We start from the raw sequence: 17,665 nt of genomic DNA on the forward strand, positions 1-17,665 counted from the left end.
TTTAATCCAAGGTACTTTCTCGATAAAAGCTATACATAGAAAAATCTGGTAAGAAAAATTCGGAATTTGAACTCAGATGGCAAGCTTTTTGGGGAGATTTTCTGTAAAAAGAGATCATATTATTTAGAAAGTTGCAATTTTTGGCATCGTGCATTCTTATGTGGTAATCTATATTTATAAATTTACCTTTCTGTGTGGTAAGAGGCAGAACGAGGCCGTCAAAGCTTCCAAATCCAGCTGCATTTGCTGAATATTCCAATGTTTTGAGAGATTTTGGCCAGTAGCGTTTAATTTCCTCAAGCGCTTTGACTTTGATCTCGGTTCCCCAAATCGTGGCACTGCCATTAACAATCCTCTCCCAGATTGGGTCACTATCTGGGCAAGGAACTCCTTGCCAATAGGAGTTTGTATGTTCCTCAAAGTCAGCGGTTAAGCTGCATTCACGGTCCATAATTTTTGTTAGCCAGTTGGCGTCAAGCCTGCTTGAGTTATGGGCATTAACTCCAACATCTGTGAGGTAATCATCTTTGAAATGTGCACCCCAAGTATTATCGATCCAAGTTCGGGCGACACTGTCGGGGTCATCAAAAACAAAAATCCCCGTTAAACGTGAAACTTGGTTTCGGTAGTTTTCTCTTCTTATTCTCTCTATCGCGATTTCACTTAGGAGGCGGTTGGGAAGCGAACTCGCCAGAAGATTTGCCATATTAAAAGACAGTAATGAGCAGCTTTCAGCTTCAGGCAACTGATCTGGAGTGCAATACCAACCGCGCACAACATTCCAGGCCACCATTGGATTATCGAGATCCAAGTAGACAAAGCCTTCAAAGCATTCGTTGCTCAATTATTCGACCTCCAAAGCCCAATCAACCGCCGCTTCGGCATGCAATCGTGTCGTGTCGAATACCGGCACGGAGCTGTCCTGCTGGCCGATGAGCAGCATGATTTCGGTGCAGCCGAGAATGATGGCTTCCGCCCCGCGCCGAACCAGACGATTGATGACAGCGCGGTATTTTTCGCGTGACGCATCGCGCACTTCGCCAACCACCAGCTCCTGATAGATGATGTCGTGCACGGTCTTGCGGTCGGCATCGTCGGGCGTTAGCACCTCAAGCCCATGTTTGGCCGCAAGACGGCCCTTATAGAAATCCTGTTCCATCGTGAAGGCGGTGCCGAGGAGCCCGACTTTTGAGAGGCCTGCAGCCTTGATCTTTTCCGCCGTGGGGTCCGCGATATGCACAAGGGGGATCGATGTGGCGCTTTCGATGTCGTCAGCCATCTTGTGCATGGTGTTGGTGCAGATCAGGATGAAGTCAGCCCCGCCCCGTTCAAGGTTCTGCGCGGCCTCGATCATGAGCGCGGTCAGCTCATCCCATCGGCCTTCATGCTGGAGGCGCTCGATTTCACCGAAATCCATGGACCACATCAGGCTTTTGGCGGAGTGCGTTCCGCCAAGCCGTGCGCGGATTTCCTGATTGATGATCCGATAATATTCCTGCGAGCTTTCCCAACTCATTCCGCCTATCAGACCGATGGTCTTCATCAACCTCTCCCGGATAAGATTAAGGGCGGATCGCTCCGCCCCTGCCGTATGCTCATATGTTCTGGTGAAAGCCGCCGCGTCACATCTTTTCGATGATCTTCTGGTCGCCTTCATATGCCTTGCCATTGGCGGCGATGATGGCGGGAACGATATCTTCCGCCTTGTCGATGACCAGCGGTTTCACCTGATGCGCGGTGTGCAGAAAGCCTTCCGCCATCATATGCTCAAGTAGCGAGAGCATCGGCTGCCAGAAATTGTTGATGTTTGCGAAAACCATCGGCTTGCGATGCTTGCCAAGCTGCGCCCAGGTCATCATTTCCACGATTTCCTCAACCGTGCCGATGCCGCCGGGCAGCGTGACGAACGCGTCCGATTTCTGGAACATGAGATGCTTGCGCTCGTGCATGTCGCCGACGACGATAAGTTCGGTCAGCTGTTCGGCCTTTTCAAGGCTTGCTTCCTTGTCGAGCAGGAAGGTCGGGATGATGCCGGTAACCTCGCCGCCAGCTTCCATCACGCCTTGCGCAACCGCGCCCATGATGCCGCGCGTGCCGCCGCCATAAACAAGGCGCAGACCGTGTTCGGCAATGGACCGGCCAAGCGCAACGCCCGCATCGCGATAGATGGGATTCAGGCCCGTAGACGAGCCGCAATAAACACAGATGGATCGAATCTCAGACATGATTTCTTGTGCTCTTTTGGTCTTTCAGCGTCAAGCGCCTCCGGTTTCATTTTGCGGAGAAGATTAGCGGCGGGCGGCGGTCGCGGTTGGACATTTGTGGAGATTGTTATATCTCAATCGGTATGTGTTTCAGATCGGGAAGTGGATTGGATATGAAGAACTGGGTTGTGTTTCTCGGGCTCATCTTTGCCGCGTCATCCGCGTCGGCGGGCGAAATCAATATCAAGCTGCCGGACGACACCGAAGTGACGACCAACTCCGTTCTCTACAAATGCGGCGAGAAAAATGTCTCGGTAACCTACTACAACGCCGGTGATATTTCGCTTGCGGAACTGGAGCTGGAAGACGAAACCGTCATCGCCTCCAATGTCATCTCCGGCTCTGGAGCCAAATATGCCGGCGGCGTTTACATCTGGTGGACCAAGGGCGAAACGGCCGATCTTTATAACCTTATGGACGATCCGGACCAGTCGAAGCCGACAAACTGTGTAGAACAATAACCCTGCTAATAAAAAGCCTCGTACCTTTTGCTGTTTCGGTGCAGATTTCTTGTGGGGGGAAGCCAAAAGCTATAAACCCGTCATTAAAGTCTCTGGCGTGGGTTTCGAAACGAAATGCAAAAGAACAGTTTAGGATTGCTCGGTATCGGGTTCGTCGCGATCGTCGTCGGGCTCGGCCTTTATTGGAATGCGACACGATCTCGCGTTGAGGCACCGCAGTCCGATGTCGCCGCGCCAGCATCGAACAATGCGCCAGCCCAGCCCCAGGCGGCGCCGTCCGAGACAAAAGCACCAGAAGCGCAGGGATCCGCGGCGACGAAGCCCGCGAGCGAGGCCGCGACAGGCGATGCGAAGCCTCAGGCCACGCCGACCCAAGAACCTGCCGCGCAGGCACATGCCGCTTCCCCACAACAGCAGAACAACACGCCGATTTTCGATCTCCTGCGGGTCGAGCCAGATGGTTCGGTGGTGATCGCAGGCAAGGCGCTTCCCAATGCCGATGTCGAAGTCGTGGCAGGCGCGACTGTTGTGGGTAAGGCCAAGGTGGGACCCAATGGCGATTTCGCCATCGTTCTGGATGAGCCCTTGAAGGCGGGAGACCATCAGTTGGTCCTGCGTTCGACCGGCGCAGACAACAATGTCGCCACCTCCGCGCAGACTGCCATCGTATCGGTGCCTGAAACCAGGTCGGGGCAGGTGCTGGCGCTGGTTGAGGAGCCGGGGCAGGCGAGCCGCCTGATTACGAAGCCGGAAACGGCGCCCAAGCCGCAGGACAATACGGAGGCCGCTCCCGAAGCTGCCTCCAAGGCCGACAAGCCGGCAGCCAAGCCCGCGCAGGCTTTGCCGATTGCAATCGAGGCGGTGGAGATCGAAGGCCAGTCGGTTTTCGTGGCAGGCAAGGCCAATGGCGGCAATCGCGTCATCGTCCACGCCAACGATACATTGCTTGGCGCAAGCCTCATTTCGCCGGATGGCCGTTTCCTTGTGCAGAGCAAACAGCCGCTCAGTGTCGGTGACTATATCATTCGCGCCGACCTGCTCGACAACGCCAACCGCGTTCTGGCGACGGCACGAGTTCCGTTCCGCCGCGAAGCTGGCGAGAATATCTCCGCAGTTGCTTCCGATACGGAAGGCCAGACGACCACGCCTTCGGAAGTGCATGGTGAAGCTGCGGCTCCCCTGCAGAAAGTGGAAGGCTCCGTCATCATCCGGCGCGGAGATAATCTCTGGACGATATCCAAGCGCACCTATGGTAAAGGCACGCGATACACGACTATCTATCTCGCCAATCGCGACCAGATCCGCAATCCGGACCTGATCTGGCCAGGGCAGGTCTTCAATATGCCGAAGGAACCTTTGGGTGAGGATGAGGTGAAGCGCCAGTTGGAAGATCACGCCAACTGACCATGGTTTTCAAACCGGTTTCGGCGGGGGCGGTGGTCACGATAGTGTGTTTTCATATTGCCGCGCTTTTGGAGAAAGAACGCCTCGAAAACTTGAAGTCTGGAGCATAATCGTATATCGTCGATATACGATGAAGATAATTCTCGACAAGAATTCAGCTGAGGCTGTTTCCGATCTCGCGCAGATCGGGATTGACGATGAAGCCGCGGCGCGCATTTGCGCGGCGCTCGGCCATCCTGTCCGTATTCGCATTATCCGGCAGTTGATGATGGAGGATGCCTGCTGCTGCAAGGATATTGTCGGCAAGCTCGACCTTGCTCAATCGACGGTCTCCCAGCACCTCAAGGTTCTCGTGCAGGCCGGTCTTATCGATTATCGGCCTGAGCGCCAGTCGTCGCGTTACAGCGTCAACTGGCAGCAAATGAACGCTGTCCGCACGCATTTTGCTTCGTTCAAAGGCGCATGCTGCGGCTAGAACCTATCCCGAGAAGCGGGAGCCGGTTTTCGGAAAAGATGTGTCAAACAAACAGATAAAGCGATGACGGAGTTCATCTCGTACGAAATCGCTTGAGCCCACCGACTTGAAAGAACGCACCATGAGTTCCCCCAAAACGGTTTCCGCCGATTCCGGCGAGACGTTCAAGACATTGCGAAATCTCTGGCCCTATATGTGGCCGTCCGACAGGCCGGATCTGCGCATGCGCGTCGTCTGGGCCACGTTCTATCTGGTGATTTCCAAGATCGTGCTCATCCTCGTCCCCTATTTCTTCAAATGGGTGACGAATGCCTTGACCGGCCAGTTGAACCCGCCGGATTATATTCCGCTGTTTCTGGTCGGTGCGGTGATGCTGGTGCTGGCTTATAACGGCGCCAAGATCATACAGGCCGGTCTCAACCAGCTTCGCGACGCCTTGTTTGCGAGCGTCGGCCAATATGCGGTGCGCCAGCTGGCCTATAAGACCTTTGTGCACATGCATCAGCTGTCTCTGCGTTTCCATCTGGAAAGACGCACGGGCGGGCTTTCGCGCGTCATTGAGCGCGGCACCAAGGGGATTGAAACGATTGTCCGCTTCACCATCCTCAACACGCTGCCTACCATTCTGGAATTTGCGCTGACGGCGGTTATTTTCGCCTTCGCCTACGGCATTTCCTATCTCCTTGTCGTTGCCGCAACGGTCTGGCTTTATACCTGGTTTACGATCAAGGCGAGCGACTGGCGCATCAGTATCCGCCGGGAAATGAACGATTCCGATACGGAGGCCAACACCAAGGCGATCGACTCGCTTCTCAATTTCGAAACAGTCAAATATTTCGGCAACGAGAACATGGAAGCCAAGCGCTTCGATGCTTCGATGGCGCGTTATGAAAAGGCGGCTACCCAGACCTGGACCTCGCTTGGCTGGCTGAACTTCGGCCAGGCCGTGATCTTCGGTGTCGGCATGGCAATTGTCATGGTCATGTCCGCTCTGGAAGTCCGTGCCGGAACGCAGTCCATCGGCGACTTCGTTTTCATCAATGCCATGCTGATGCAACTGTCCATTCCGCTCAACTTCATCGGCTTTATCTATCGTGAAATCCGTCAGGGCCTCACCGATATCGAGCAGATGTTCGACCTTCTCGATGTGAAGCAGGAAGTCGTCGACAAACCCGGTGCGCCAGCATTGAAGATCGACAAGGGCGCGATCCGCTTTGAAGACGTGCATTTCGCCTATGATGCGAACCGCCCGATCCTAAAGGGGATCAGTTTTGAAGTTCCGGCAGGAAAGACGGTCGCGATTGTCGGGCCGTCGGGTGCGGGCAAATCCACGATCTCGCGGCTTCTGTTCCGCTTCTACGATGTGCAGTCAGGAACGGTTTCCATCGACGGGCAGGATGTCCGTGATGTCGCGCAGGAAAGCCTGCGCAAGGCCATCGGCATGGTGCCGCAGGATACCGTGCTGTTCAACGATACGATAGCCTATAACATCCGCTATGGCCGCCCCGATGCAACGAATGAAGAGGTGGAAAAGGCGGCAGAACTCGCGCAGATTTCCAGCTTCATCAAGCATTTGCCGGAGGGCTATAAGTCGATGGTCGGTGAACGCGGCCTCAAGCTTTCGGGCGGTGAGAAACAGCGTGTCGCCATTGCCCGCACGATCCTGAAGGCTCCGCCCATCCTCATCCTCGATGAGGCGACTTCGGCACTCGATACGGCAACCGAACAGGAAATCCAGTCCGCGCTCGACATTGTCAGCCGGGGGCGCACCACGCTTGTCATCGCGCATCGCCTGTCGACCGTTATCGGCGCTGATGAAATCATCGTCCTGAAGGATGGCCTGATCGCCGAAAGAGGCACGCATCGCATGCTGCTCAAGCACAAGGGGCTTTATGCTTCCATGTGGGCTCGCCAGCGCGAGGCCGATGAGGCGGAAGAACGTCTGCGCCAGGTGCGGCAAAGCGACGAACTGGGCGTCGTTACGCGCGGTGTCCCGGCGGCGGAATAGTCGGTTCGCGGGGTCGCTCGGTATATTAGGGCGCGATCACGTGCCCTAACAGCCGTGAATAATTTGCGAAATGGATTTTGATTCCGGATAGGATGAGGTAAATAACGGCCAAACTCAAAGGAAGAGCGATGAGCCTTACTGACACTATCCGCAATACTTTCGTGCCGATCCATCGGGAAGGCTATCCGTTTATCGCGGGCTTTTTCGTGGTTTCGCTCATTCTGGGCTGGCTCTGGGACCCGCTGTTCTGGATCGGTATGGTGCTGACCGTCTGGTGCATCTATTTCTATCGTGATCCCGAGCGCGTGACGCCAATGGACGATGATCTGGTCATCAGTCCCGCCGATGGCAAGGTTTCCTTTGTCGGCCCCGCAGTGCCGCCAGCCGAGCTGGACCTTGGCGCCGAGCCGCGTATGCGCGTGTCGGTTTTCATGAATGTGTTCTCGGTACATATCAACCGTTCCCCCGTGCGCGGCAAGATCGAGAAGGTCGTGCATCGTCCGGGCAAATTCCTCAATGCGGAACTGGACAAGGCTAGCACGGATAACGAACGCAATAGCGTGCTGATCGAAAGCCCGCATGGCAAGATCGGTGTTGTCCAGATCGCTGGCCTCGTTGCCCGGCGCATTGTTTGCTGGTCGAACGAGGATGACGATCTGTCCGTTGGCGAACGGTTCGGCCTGATCCGCTTCGGATCGCGGGTCGATGTCTATCTGCCGGCAGATGCGACCGTTCGTGTCGCGGTTGGCCAGACGGCAGTCGCCGGTGAAACCGTGCTGGCCGATTATGGCAGCGGACGCGGTGAGCCAGTGGTGCGGATCGCTTAAGCCGATGGAAGCGCCTTTTCCGCCTTTTGAGCCCAACGGCCGCGTGGATTCATCGCGCGGCCCGAAGCTGTCGCAGATACCCCTGCGTATCGTCGTTCCCAATGTCATCACAGTTCTCGCCATCTGTGCCGGTCTGACCGGTATTCGTCTGGCCTTTGAAAACCGTTTCGAGCTTGCCGTCGTGATGGTGCTCGTAGCAGCCTTTCTTGACGGCATCGACGGGCGTGTGGCCCGCATGATGAAGGGATCGTCCAAGTTCGGCGCCCAGATGGATTCGCTCGCCGACATCGTCAATTTCGGCGTAGCGCCTGCTCTGGTGCTCTATGCCTTCATGCTTGATCAGGCGCGTTCCTTCGGCTGGATCGCGGCGCTTCTCTACGCCATTGCCTGCTGCCTGCGGCTGGCACGTTTCAATGTCATGCTGGAAGACCCGAACCGCCCGGCCTGGCAAAGCAACTATTTCATAGGCGTGCCCGCACCTGCAGGCGCAATGCTCGTCCTGCTGCCGGTTTATCTCGGTTTTCTCGGCCTGACCCCGACGCGGGCGCTCGCTTTCGGTGTGGCGGTCTATACCGTGGCCATTGCGTTTCTGCTGGTAAGCCGCCTGCCGGTTTATAACGGCAAATCGGCCGGCAGCCTTGTCCGACGCGATATCGTCATGCCGCTGATCCTGTTCGTGGTTGTTTACGTCGCGTTCCTGATGAGCTTCACCTGGCAGACATTGAGCATCACGGCGCTCGCCTATCTCGCTTTCCTTCCGTTCAGTCTGGCAGCGTGGAACAGGCGTGAAGCTGCTGACAGAAAGGCTGCTGAGGCGGCCAGCGACGAAGAGGACGCGTCGTCAGAGGAAAACTGATGGCAACGCCCGTCTGATGAAACGAACGCGCTCCTCGACCGGTGATTTCGGGAGGAGCGCGATCTCATATCCGAGCCGCCTGTAGGTTTTGTCCATTGCATCGAACGTACGCACGGCTTCATCGAAATCCTGCTTGCGTTCCGTATCCTGCCCGAAGATTTCGGCCCATGGCGGTGCCAGGAACACGGTACTGTTGTATCTGATCCGGCGGGCGGCCTCCTCGATATGCTGTGGCACGGGCAGGTCGCACAGCGTCAGATAGCCGATCACATCGGGAACGCCGCGGTCGAAGAAAACGGTACCAGCCTGTTGTTCTGCCATGGCGTGAGAGCGCATCTCCCAACAAAGCATCAACTCTGCAAAGAGTGCGCGATCACTCCACGGGAGGGCGCTGCCGCCGATTGCGACCTGATCCTGGATAATGGCGCGTCCGGCTTCAACGGTGCGGGAAAAACCGCCCTTTTCGAGCGCATCGATCAGTGTGCTTTTGCCTGATCCCGGTCCGCCGCTGATGATGATGAAACGCTGGTGATCTTTAATCATAAGTCCTCCAATAGCAAAGTGAATGCGCGCGAAGACGGTCCGCGCGTGACGAAGGGTCTGAAAGTGGGAGAATTGGCCGCTGAAAAAGGAGCCGTCAGGTGGCTACCGCGTGTCCCGAAAAGTGTGAAACGGTTTTCGGGCAAGGTGGACGTCAAAAAATCACCGATCTGATTCAATCGGATCGTGACGCGGTAGGTCAATAAACAAAATAGAACCGGCCTTGCAGGGAAACAAGGCCGGAAAAAGAAATCAGCTCGGCAGATGGTAGTCCAGGAAGCGATCCTGGCGCACATCGAAGAGCTTGCCGGTGACATCCAGGGCAGGATCGGCAAGCTTGACGATCTTCTCTGCCACCGACTGCGGCGTCGGCAATGTTTCCGGATCTTCGCCCGGCATGGCCTGCGCACGCATTGCCGTGCGGGTCGCTCCCGGATTGACGGAGTTGACCTTGAGCTTCATCTGCTTCGTTTCTTCGGCCCAACTGCGCGCCATGACTTCGACGGCAGCTTTCGAGGCAGCGTAAGGTCCCCAGAAGGCCCGGCAGGTGTGCGCCACGCCGGATGAAAGCAGAATGGCCCGTCCCGCATCCGAAGCACGCAGAAGCGGATCGGTGGAACGGATGAGGCGCCAGACGCTGGTGACATTGACGTTCATGACCTTCTCGAAAGTCTTGGCTTCGACGTGCCCGATCGGGGAAATCGTGCCCAACACGCCCGCATTGGCAACCATTATGTCGAGCTTGCCCCAGCGCTCATGAATGGAGCCGCCGAGGCGATCGATGGCTTCCATGTCGGTAATGTCGAGAGGCACCAGCGTGGCGCTGCCTCCGAGTTTACGGATATCATCGTCCAGCTCTTCCAGTCCGCCGACCGTGCGTGCGACCGCGATGACATGCGCGCCGCGTTTTGCCAGTTCGAGCGAAAGAAAATAGCCAATACCGCGCGATGCGCCTGTCACCAGTGCGATGCGGCCCGTAAGGTCGATACTCATCTAGTCCCCATATGTCATTCAAACACAAGAAACAGGCGGCCTTTTGAGCCGCCTGAGTGGAAGGATTTTGCGATCAGCCGTTGCTGGCGAGGAGAGACAGCGTATGGACGTTGCTCTCGCCTTCCTGATCGAGGAGACGGGTCGGATATTCACCCGTGAAGTAGTGATCGGTAAAGGCAGGTGCCTTCGGATCACGTGGTTTGCCGCCGACAGCCTTGTACAACCCGTCGATGGAAAGGAACGCAAGGGAATCCGCGCCGATATAGCGACACATGGATTCGAGGTCCTTGTGCTGGTTTGCCAACAGCTTATCGGCATGGGGGGTGTCGATACCGTAGAAATCCGGATGGTAAATCATTGGACTTGCCACGCGGATATGCACTTCCTTGGCGCCTGCATCGCGGATCATCTGCACGATCTTGACGGAAGTGGTGCCGCGCACGATGGAATCATCCACCAGCACGACGCGCTTGCCTTCGATCATGGCGCGATTGGCCGAGTGCTTCAGCTTGACGCCAAGCGCACGAATTTGCTGCGTCGGCTCGATGAAGGTGCGGCCCACATAATGGTTGCGGATAATTCCATATTCGAACGGAATGCCGCTGGCCTGCGCGAAACCAAGAGCGGCAGGCGTGCCACCATCGGGCACCGGCACGATCACGTCGGCTTCGATACCGGCTTCCTTGGCAAGCTCCATGCCCATGTTCTTGCGCGCGACATAGACGCTGCGACCGCCGACGACGGAGTCGGGGCGGGCGAAATAGACATACTCAAACAGGCAGAGCCGTTCCGGCTGCGGGTTCTCGGGCTTGATGGATTCCGTGGTTATGGAGCCGTCCTTCTGGATCTCGCAGATGATGACTTCGCCGTTTTCGACATCGCGAATATATTTCGCACCGATGATATCGAGGGCGCAGGTTTCCGAGCAGAAGATAGGCTTGCCATCAAGCTCGCCCATGACGAGCGGACGGATGCCGATGGGATCGCGCGCGGCGATCAGTTTTGTGCGGGTCAGCGCCAGCATGGCATAGCCGCCTTCGACCTGCCGGATGGCATCGACGAAACGGTCGGAGGAGGATGAGTGGCGCGAGCGGGCAATCATATGCAGCACGACTTCGGTGTCGGAGGTCGCCTGGAAGATCGCGCCCGAAGCGATCAACTGCTTGCGCAGCGTAATGCCGTTGGTGAAGTTGCCGTTGTGGGCAATGGCGATGCCGCCGACTTCCAGTTCCGCGAACAATGGCTGCACGTTGCGCAGGATCGTCTCGCCGGTGGTGGAATAGCGCACATGGCCGATGGCGCGGTCGCCCGGCAGGCGGTTCAGCGTTGCCGCGTCGGTGAAATGATCGCCGACGAGGCCCATGTGGCGTTCGGAATGAAAACGGCGGTTGTGATAGGAAACAATGCCGGCGGCTTCCTGCCCGCGATGCTGGAGGGCATGCAGGCCCAGCGCCGTCAGCGCGGCAGCGTCCTCGTGGCCAAGAATGCCAAATACGCCGCACTCTTCATGCAGGGTATCTTCATCCAGCATGAAGGAGGCATTTTCAGAAGAATGGCTGGTCATTGCCGCAAGGCCTTTCGATTGCAGAGGCAACTAAAGCATGTTCCGGAAAAGGGAAAACCGGTTTTCCGATTTACGACATGCGTAAAGACTTCAGGCGCCTCTCTATCACAAGATGGCTTTTTGTTAAAAGCGAAGAGTTCATCGATGCGTCGATATGATCTCATGAACATCAGTATCGCATGACGCTCACGAATAATCTCGCAAATTCCCGCCTGAAATATGATCGCGGATGCAAAATGACAATGTCTGAACGTCGATATGGCTGTTTTGCATTGACCATGTTTATTTCCGGAATTGAAAAAGCCGTCAGCGGGGCTGGCGGCTTCTCCATATCTCGGAACGGCTTATTGCTGTGCAGGCGTATCGTCCGGAACCGGCGCTTCTTCCTGCTCGCCGGAAGCGGGAGCAGTCTGTTGAGGCTTGAATTTTTCAATCATCTGGTCGGGATTTGCTGGCAGAAGGTCGATCAATTGTTGGCCGAACGAATCGAGCATCGGCTTTGATTTCGCATTCGTTACCCAAGCTGGCTGGTTTGTCGGGACGAGCCAGTTGAAGAACAGCATGGCGACGACAACGAGAAGCACCCCGCGTACACCGCCAAACAGAAAGCCAAGCGTGCGGTCGAGTGCACCGATACGGCTATCGATGATGAAATCGGCGATCTTCATCGTAATCAATGACACGACAATCAACACCACGAGGAAAACCGCGCCAGCGGCTGCAATCTTCGCGATGGTTTCGTTGTTGATATACGGTTGTACGAAAGGCAGAACTGGTTGGTAGAATAGATAAGCTGCAGCGGCAGCCGCAGCCCATGACACCAGCGACAGCACCTCGCGGGAAAAACCGCGCACCATCGCCAGAATGGCTGAAACCAGCGTTATCCCGAGCAGAATTCCATCAAGCATGGTTATCGGCATTCTGGCCTGTCCTCAGTTATTATGCGCAAAATGATCCATGCGCAGGGCAGTCAAAGATGCTGAAGTTTATCACCGGAAGGTTGACAGATTCTTCCAGTCATAAAACTCCAGATTTATTGCTTCTTTCCGGAGCCTGAAGCCGCGATGCGCGCAACAAGATCGGGCAAGGCGGAAGTTTCCATGAGGCGGAAGCTGCGATCTTTCCAGAGTTCGCCACTGCCACCGGGCACTTCTGCCTGCCGGAAGCCGAGTTTCTCCGCTTCCTTGAGCCTCTGTACCGCATGCGTTACCGCACGAACAGCACCGGAAAGGCTGATTTCGCCGAAATAAACACAATCTGGCGGAAGGGCAATACCGGCCATGGATGAAACAAGTGCAGCAGCCACAGCTATATCCGCAGCAGGCTCGCTGATACGATAACCGCCCGCAACATTCAGGTAGACATCGTGCTGGCCGAAACGAACGCCGCAATGCGATTCGAGAACGGCGAGGATCATGGCAAGCCGTCCGCCATCCCAGCCGACGACCGCACGGCGGGGGGTGCCGAGCGAGGAGGGGGCAACAAGCGCCTGTATTTCCACCAGGACCGGACGCGTGCCTTCCATGCCGGCGAAGACCGCCGCACCCGGAGCCTTCGCATTGCGCTCACCAAGGAAGAGTTCGGACGGGTTGGACACTTCGCGCAGGCCCCCGTCGGACATCTCGAAGACGCCGATCTCGTCGGTCGGACCGAAACGGTTCTTCACCGTGCGCAGGATGCGGTAGTGATGCCCGCCTTCGCCTTCGAAATAGAGAACGCCATCGACCATATGTTCTACCACACGAGGCCCGGCGATCTGGCCTTCCTTGGTGACATGGCCCACAAGCACCACAGCGGCGCCCGTCTGCTTGGCATAGCGGATCAGCGCCTGCGCGGAGGAACGCACCTGCGTCACGGTTCCCGGTGCGGAATCCGCCATGTCGGTCCACAGCGTCTGGATCGAATCGATGATGACGAGATCGGGCCGTTTGGTGTCTGAAATGGTGGCGATAATGTCCTCGACATTGGTTTCGGCGGCAAGCTCCACCGCTGACGATGCCACACCCAGACGCTGCGCGCGCAGCCTGATCTGGGCGACGGCTTCTTCGCCCGAAACATAAACGATGCGATGGCCGCGATTGGAAAGGGCGGCGGCTGCCTGCGTCAGCAAGGTGGATTTGCCGATCCCAGGATCGCCGCCGATGAGAAGAGCGGAACCGCGCACGAAACCGCCGCCTGTCACGCGGTCAAGCTCGCTTATGCCGGAAATGATGCGTGGCGCGTCTTCTATGTCGCCGGAGAGCGAGGTCAGCGCCACGGCGCGTCCCTTGCGCTTGGACAACATGGCGCCGGGTCCGGAGCCGATGCCGCTATTGGTGCCTTCCTCGACAAGCGTGTTCCACTCGCCGCAGGAGTCGCACTTGCCCGCCCAGCGCGAATGGACCGTGCCACAGTTCTGGCAGATGAATTGAACGCGCGCCTTGGCCATCAGACGCGTCCTTTGACTTGGGAAAACTTATTCATACTGCTCCGGCAGATAAGAACCCTCGGCCAGATCTGCAAATCGCGTGAATTCAGACTGGAAGGCGAGTTTGACGGTGCCGGTCGGACCATGACGCTGCTTGGCGATAATCACGTCGGCGGTGCCGCGCACCTTTTCGAAATGCTGCTTCCATTCCTCGTATTTCGGATCGAACTCGTCACGCGGCTCGAGGTTCTTGACGTAATATTCCTCACGGAACACGAAGAGCACCACGTCGGCGTCCTGCTCGATGGAGCCCGATTCACGAAGGTCGGAGAGCTGGGGGCGCTTGTCGTCGCGGCTTTCCACCTGACGGGAGAGCTGTGAGAGCGCGATGATGGGAACGTTGAGTTCCTTGCCCAGCGCCTTGAGGCCGGTAGTGATTTCCGTGATTTCCTGCACGCGGTTCTGTGCGGAAGCTTTCGATGAGCCGGTCATCAGCTGCACATAGTCGATGACGAGAACGTCGAGGCCGCGCTGGCGCTTCAGGCGACGCGCGCGTGCTGCAAGCTGGGCGATCGAGATACCGCCGGTCTGATCGATATACAGCGGGATTTTCTGCATCACCTGCGAGCACGCGACCAGCTTTTCGAAATCGGTTTCGGTGATGTCACCGCGGCGGATTTTCGAGGAGGAAACCTCCGTCTGCTCGGAAATGATACGGGTTGCGAGCTGTTCCGCCGACATTTCGAGCGAGAAGAACCCGACGACACCGCCATTGACGGCCTTCATCGAGCCGTCGGCCTGCTGTTCGCCTTCATAGGCGTTGGCGATGTTGAAGGCGATATTGGTGGCAAGCGAGGTCTTGCCCATGCCCGGACGACCAGCGAGGATGATCAAGTCCGAGGGTTGCAAGCCGCCCATCTTGGCGTCAAGCGAATGAATGCCGGTCGAAACGCCGGAAAGATGGCCATCGCGCATGAAAGCGGCGTTGGCCATGTCCACGGCAGTCGTCACCGCGTCCTTGAAGGGCAGGAAGCCACCGTCATACCGTCCCGTCTCCGCCAGTTCGAACAGGCGTCGCTCGGCATCTTCGATCTGTTCCTGCGGCGCCATGTCAACCGGCGCGTCATAGGCAACGTTCACCATGTCTTCGCCGATGCCGATCAGCGCGCGGCGCGTCGCCAGATCGTAAATCGCACGACCATAGTCTTCGGCGTTGATGATGGTGACGGCTTCGGTGGCGAGGCGCGTCACATACTGGAATATGGTGAGATCGCCCACCTTGCCTTCGGTGGGCAGGAAGGTCTTCATCGTCACCGGATTGGCCATCTTGCCAACGCGGATGAGATCGGTGGTGATCTCATAGATGCGACGATGCAGCGGCTCGAAGAAATGGGTAGGCTTCAGGAAGTCCGATACCCGGTAAAACGCATCATTATTGATCAGAATGGCGCCGAGCAGCGCCTGTTCCGCTTCAATATTGTGGGGTGCTTCGCGATAGAGCGCGTCTTTCTGCTCCCGCGCGTCGTCGAGTTTGCGTACCGCCGCTTCCGCCATGATTCCAAATCCTGTCCCTGATGCAACCAGCTAGCCCTCAAGCGATGCCAAACGCAACGAAGCTTCGGGTGATTCCAGCTGGAAGAGACAAGCTATACCATGATTCACACTGATCCACAGTTTCGATCTCGGTTTTGTCAGTCCGCTGTTGACGCGGACCGACTCTCCGATTGGCGGGAATGGTTTCAGGCGTTCATACTTTTCTTGACCGCCCGCACCTCGCTATTGGCTCCCTTGGGAGCACTGTCGAGACGTTTAAGGCGTTTTTCTTCGGCCTCGATATAGTTGCGGGTCAGCGGAACAGATTCCTGCTTGTGGGCGATCTGGATGTGGAACACCATCATGTTCTGCCAGCGGAACGCGCTTTCCGATGCGGCCAGATAGAATTCCCACATCCGGCAGAAGCGCTCGTCATAAAGCGCTTTGGCCTTGTCGCGATTGGCCATGAACGCCTCTCGCCATGCTTTCAGTGTTTCGGCGTAATGCAGCCGCAGGATTTCTATGTCGGTGACATAGAGTCCAGCTTTCTCGATATGCGGCAGAACTTCCGAAAGCGCCGGAATATAACCGCCGGGGAAGATATATTTGCGGATGAATGGATTGGTCGCACCCGGCCCATCGGCCCGTCCGATGGCGTGCAGCAGAAAAACACCATCCGGCTTCATCAGCCGCGCGACATGCTGGAAATATTCAGCGAAATGCCCCACGCCGACATGTTCGAACATGCCCACCGAAACAAGCCTGTCAAACTTGTCGTCGATGTTGCGATAATCGGTCAGCTCGAATTTCGCCCTGTCGGCCAGCCCCTCATCCCTTGCGCGCTGGTTGGCGATGGCGTGCTGCTCTTCGGACAAGGTTACGCCTGTGACATTGGCCTTGAGGTGGCGACCCAGATAAAGCCCCATGCCGCCCCAGCCGCAGCCGATATCGAGAACCTTGTCGCCCTCCTTTACCAGCATCTTGGCGGCGATGTGGCGTTTCTTGGCGAGCTGCGCTTCGGCAAGCGTGGCGTTCGGCGGATCGAAATAGGCGCAGGAATACTGCTTGTCGGGATCGAGAAACAGGTCGTAAAGCTCGCCCGAGAGATCGTAGTGACTTTTGATATTGCTCGACGAACGCGAAATCGTGTTCATCTGCTGGAAGCGGCGGAAGAGCACGCGCAGTTTTCCGGCGGCTTTCATCCATGGCTCGGTCGCTGCCGTCGGCCCGGTGTTTTCGAACACCACCTGAAGCAGCGTATAGATATCGCCTTCCAGGAAATCGATCTCGCCATCCATGAAACATTCGGCAAGCTTCAGTTCCGGGTCGAGCGCAACGGCGCGCTCGGCGTGCTTGGTCTTGAACTGAACATGAACCGGCGCGCCGGTCTTGTCGCCATACTGAAATCGCGACCCCTCCGAATCGGTGACCGTCAGGTCACCGGTTTTAATCATATGCGAAAGAACAGTACGCAACATTCCATACATCGGCCCCATCTCCTCTCCAGGATTGAAGCGAGTGCACGTCCATGCGTTTGCATGGCAGGCGGCGGTGCAAGGTATCAGAGCCGCTCTGTCATCAGATTTCAGGCAATATCCCAGTCGGTCAATCGGCCTTGGGAAAGCCCAAGCAACGCAGACGTTTCCGTCGGCACCCTCTGCAATCCAACACTAATGAACAGAATAGGGAGTTTTACCGATCTGAAAAGAGAAAATGCCCGGCGAAGGCCGCCGGGCATGATCATATAAAGTTTACCACGATGGGAATGAGCGACGCTTGGCCGGGCATTCCCACGGATAATAGGTGGCTAATTAAGCCTGATCTTCAGCTTCGTCTTCGTCGTCGAAAACTTCTTCCGACAGAGGCTGTTCTTCGATGCCGTAGATGGCTTCGATCGAGGTCAGGTCTTCACCCTTTGCCTGACGTTCGGCTTCTTCAGTCGAACGGGCGATGTTGACGGTTACCTGAACCTGAACTTCCGGATGCAGCGAAATCGAGACTTCGTGCAGGCCGATCGTCTTGATCGGGTGGTTCAGTTCAACCTGGTTGCGGTGCAGGGTAAAGCCGTTGGCCGAAATGATTTCGGCAATGTCACGGGTCGAAACGGAACCGTAGAGCTGGCCGGTTTCACCAGCCGAACGCACGACGATGAAGCTTTCGCCATTGAGCTTTTCAGCAACGGCACTGGCTTCGTTCTTGCGTTCCAGGTTCTGGGCTTCGAGCTGGGCGCGCTGGCCTTCGAACTTCTTCTTGTTGGCTTCGTTGGCACGAAGAGCCTTGCCCTGCGGGAGCAGGAAGTTACGGGCATAGCCGTCCTTGACCTTGACGGTTTC

Annotated in this window: 17 protein-coding genes; 6 read left to right on the plus strand and 11 right to left on the minus strand. The window is 56.8% G+C overall.

From position 1 onward, the window contains the following. Window position 1: 1 nt before the first annotated feature. From ACOWVS_RS07755 to ACOWVS_RS07765, 3 genes are all read right to left on the minus strand, one after another. Entirely contained in the window at window positions 2-844 is an 843-nt protein-coding gene (locus ACOWVS_RS07755; protein ID WP_006466202.1) for a hypothetical protein, read from the minus strand. Continuing rightward, window positions 845-1,543: an aspartate/glutamate racemase family protein gene (locus tag ACOWVS_RS07760; protein WP_006470666.1), complete on the minus strand. Its 699-nt coding sequence runs from the start codon at window positions 1,541-1,543 to the stop codon at window positions 845-847. Between the two features lie 79 nt (window positions 1,544-1,622). Further along, window positions 1,623-2,225: a TIGR00730 family Rossman fold protein gene (locus ACOWVS_RS07765; RefSeq protein ID WP_006466204.1), complete on the minus strand. Its 603-nt coding sequence runs from the start codon at window positions 2,223-2,225 to the stop codon at window positions 1,623-1,625. Between the two features lie 152 nt (window positions 2,226-2,377). On the opposite strand from ACOWVS_RS07765, the gene ACOWVS_RS07770 reads away from it, so the two are divergent. The 6 genes from ACOWVS_RS07770 (at window position 2,378) to pssA (ending at window position 8,295) form a co-directional block, all read left to right on the plus strand. After that, window positions 2,378-2,725, plus strand: coding sequence for an MliC family protein (locus tag ACOWVS_RS07770; protein ID WP_006470667.1), 348 nt, complete (start codon window positions 2,378-2,380; stop codon window positions 2,723-2,725). A gap of 114 nt (window positions 2,726-2,839) precedes the next feature. After that, the gene (locus ACOWVS_RS07775) at window positions 2,840-4,129 is read left to right on the plus strand and encodes an Ig-like domain-containing protein (protein ID WP_006466206.1); all 1,290 of its coding nucleotides are present in this window, start codon (window positions 2,840-2,842) and stop codon (window positions 4,127-4,129) included. Between the two features lie 130 nt (window positions 4,130-4,259). Next, window positions 4,260-4,604 carry an ArsR/SmtB family transcription factor gene (locus tag ACOWVS_RS07780; RefSeq protein WP_006470669.1) on the plus strand — a complete coding sequence of 115 codons (345 nt, stop codon included), beginning with the start codon at window positions 4,260-4,262 and terminating at the stop codon, window positions 4,602-4,604. Between the two features lie 121 nt (window positions 4,605-4,725). Continuing rightward, window positions 4,726-6,612 carry an ABCB family ABC transporter ATP-binding protein/permease gene (locus ACOWVS_RS07785; protein WP_039852303.1) on the plus strand — a complete coding sequence of 629 codons (1,887 nt, stop codon included), beginning with the start codon at window positions 4,726-4,728 and terminating at the stop codon, window positions 6,610-6,612. Window positions 6,613-6,740: 128 nt separating this feature from the next. Next, window positions 6,741-7,439: a phosphatidylserine decarboxylase gene (locus ACOWVS_RS07790; RefSeq protein WP_006466209.1), complete on the plus strand. Its 699-nt coding sequence runs from the start codon at window positions 6,741-6,743 to the stop codon at window positions 7,437-7,439. Window positions 7,440-7,443: 4 nt separating this feature from the next. Continuing rightward, window positions 7,444-8,295, plus strand: a complete 852-nt coding sequence (gene pssA, locus ACOWVS_RS07795; RefSeq protein WP_006470670.1) for a CDP-diacylglycerol--serine O-phosphatidyltransferase — start codon at window positions 7,444-7,446, stop codon at window positions 8,293-8,295. Here pssA and ACOWVS_RS07800 read toward each other — a convergent pair. The 8 genes from ACOWVS_RS07800 to rplI form a co-directional block, all read right to left on the minus strand. Then, window positions 8,281-8,838 carry an AAA family ATPase gene (locus ACOWVS_RS07800; RefSeq protein ID WP_006466211.1) on the minus strand — a complete coding sequence of 186 codons (558 nt, stop codon included), beginning with the start codon at window positions 8,836-8,838 and terminating at the stop codon, window positions 8,281-8,283. The genes pssA and ACOWVS_RS07800 overlap by 15 nt on opposite strands. Window positions 8,839-9,087: 249 nt before the next feature. Continuing rightward, on the minus strand, window positions 9,088-9,828 hold the full coding sequence (locus tag ACOWVS_RS07805) for an SDR family NAD(P)-dependent oxidoreductase (RefSeq protein ID WP_006466212.1): 741 nt from the start codon (window positions 9,826-9,828) through the stop codon (window positions 9,088-9,090). A 73-nt stretch (window positions 9,829-9,901) separates the two neighbouring features. Continuing rightward, window positions 9,902-11,392, minus strand: a complete 1,491-nt coding sequence (gene purF, locus ACOWVS_RS07810; protein ID WP_025091916.1) for an amidophosphoribosyltransferase — start codon at window positions 11,390-11,392, stop codon at window positions 9,902-9,904. A gap of 344 nt (window positions 11,393-11,736) precedes the next feature. Next, entirely contained in the window at window positions 11,737-12,312 is a 576-nt protein-coding gene (locus ACOWVS_RS07815; protein WP_006466214.1) for a CvpA family protein, read from the minus strand. Between the two features lie 113 nt (window positions 12,313-12,425). Beyond that, entirely contained in the window at window positions 12,426-13,820 is a 1,395-nt protein-coding gene (gene radA / locus ACOWVS_RS07820; protein WP_006466215.1) for a DNA repair protein RadA, read from the minus strand. Between the two features lie 27 nt (window positions 13,821-13,847). Next, window positions 13,848-15,353: a replicative DNA helicase gene (locus ACOWVS_RS07825; RefSeq protein WP_006466216.1), complete on the minus strand. Its 1,506-nt coding sequence runs from the start codon at window positions 15,351-15,353 to the stop codon at window positions 13,848-13,850. 185 nt (window positions 15,354-15,538) lie between these two features. Continuing rightward, window positions 15,539-16,819, minus strand: coding sequence for an SAM-dependent methyltransferase (locus ACOWVS_RS07830; RefSeq protein ID WP_075041765.1), 1,281 nt, complete (start codon window positions 16,817-16,819; stop codon window positions 15,539-15,541). Window positions 16,820-17,143: 324 nt separating this feature from the next. Further along, the coding region (rplI, locus tag ACOWVS_RS07835; protein WP_420972996.1) for a 50S ribosomal protein L9 at window positions 17,144-17,665 on the minus strand (522 nt) is incomplete at its 5' end.

The organism is Brucella sp. IR068, assembly GCF_049065885.1.
Lineage (GTDB): Bacteria > Pseudomonadota > Alphaproteobacteria > Rhizobiales > Rhizobiaceae > Brucella > Brucella intermedia.

Bases quoted from the DNA above. Each gene is read 5' to 3' on its own strand.
- ACOWVS_RS07760 (WP_006470666.1), bottom strand. From the start codon at position 1,543: ATGAAGACCATCGGTCTGATAGGCGGAATGAGTTGGGAAAGCTCGCAG.
- ACOWVS_RS07765 (WP_006466204.1), bottom strand. From the start codon at position 2,225: ATGTCTGAGATTCGATCCATCTGTGTTTATTGCGGCTCGTCTACGGGC.
- ACOWVS_RS07770 (WP_006470667.1), top strand. From the start codon at position 2,378: ATGAAGAACTGGGTTGTGTTTCTCGGGCTCATCTTTGCCGCGTCATCC.
- ACOWVS_RS07775 (WP_006466206.1), top strand. From the start codon at position 2,840: ATGCAAAAGAACAGTTTAGGATTGCTCGGTATCGGGTTCGTCGCGATC.
- ACOWVS_RS07780 (WP_006470669.1), top strand. From the start codon at position 4,260: ATGAAGATAATTCTCGACAAGAATTCAGCTGAGGCTGTTTCCGATCTC.
- ACOWVS_RS07785 (WP_039852303.1), top strand. From the start codon at position 4,726: ATGAGTTCCCCCAAAACGGTTTCCGCCGATTCCGGCGAGACGTTCAAG.
- ACOWVS_RS07790 (WP_006466209.1), top strand. From the start codon at position 6,741: ATGAGCCTTACTGACACTATCCGCAATACTTTCGTGCCGATCCATCGG.
- pssA (WP_006470670.1), top strand. From the start codon at position 7,444: ATGGAAGCGCCTTTTCCGCCTTTTGAGCCCAACGGCCGCGTGGATTCA.
- ACOWVS_RS07800 (WP_006466211.1), bottom strand. From the start codon at position 8,838: ATGATTAAAGATCACCAGCGTTTCATCATCATCAGCGGCGGACCGGGA.
- ACOWVS_RS07805 (WP_006466212.1), bottom strand. From the start codon at position 9,828: ATGAGTATCGACCTTACGGGCCGCATCGCACTGGTGACAGGCGCATCG.
- purF (WP_025091916.1), bottom strand. From the start codon at position 11,392: ATGACCAGCCATTCTTCTGAAAATGCCTCCTTCATGCTGGATGAAGAT.
- ACOWVS_RS07815 (WP_006466214.1), bottom strand. From the start codon at position 12,312: ATGCCGATAACCATGCTTGATGGAATTCTGCTCGGGATAACGCTGGTT.
- radA (WP_006466215.1), bottom strand. From the start codon at position 13,820: ATGGCCAAGGCGCGCGTTCAATTCATCTGCCAGAACTGTGGCACGGTC.
- ACOWVS_RS07825 (WP_006466216.1), bottom strand. From the start codon at position 15,353: ATGGCGGAAGCGGCGGTACGCAAACTCGACGACGCGCGGGAGCAGAAA.
- ACOWVS_RS07830 (WP_075041765.1), bottom strand. From the start codon at position 16,819: ATGTATGGAATGTTGCGTACTGTTCTTTCGCATATGATTAAAACCGGT.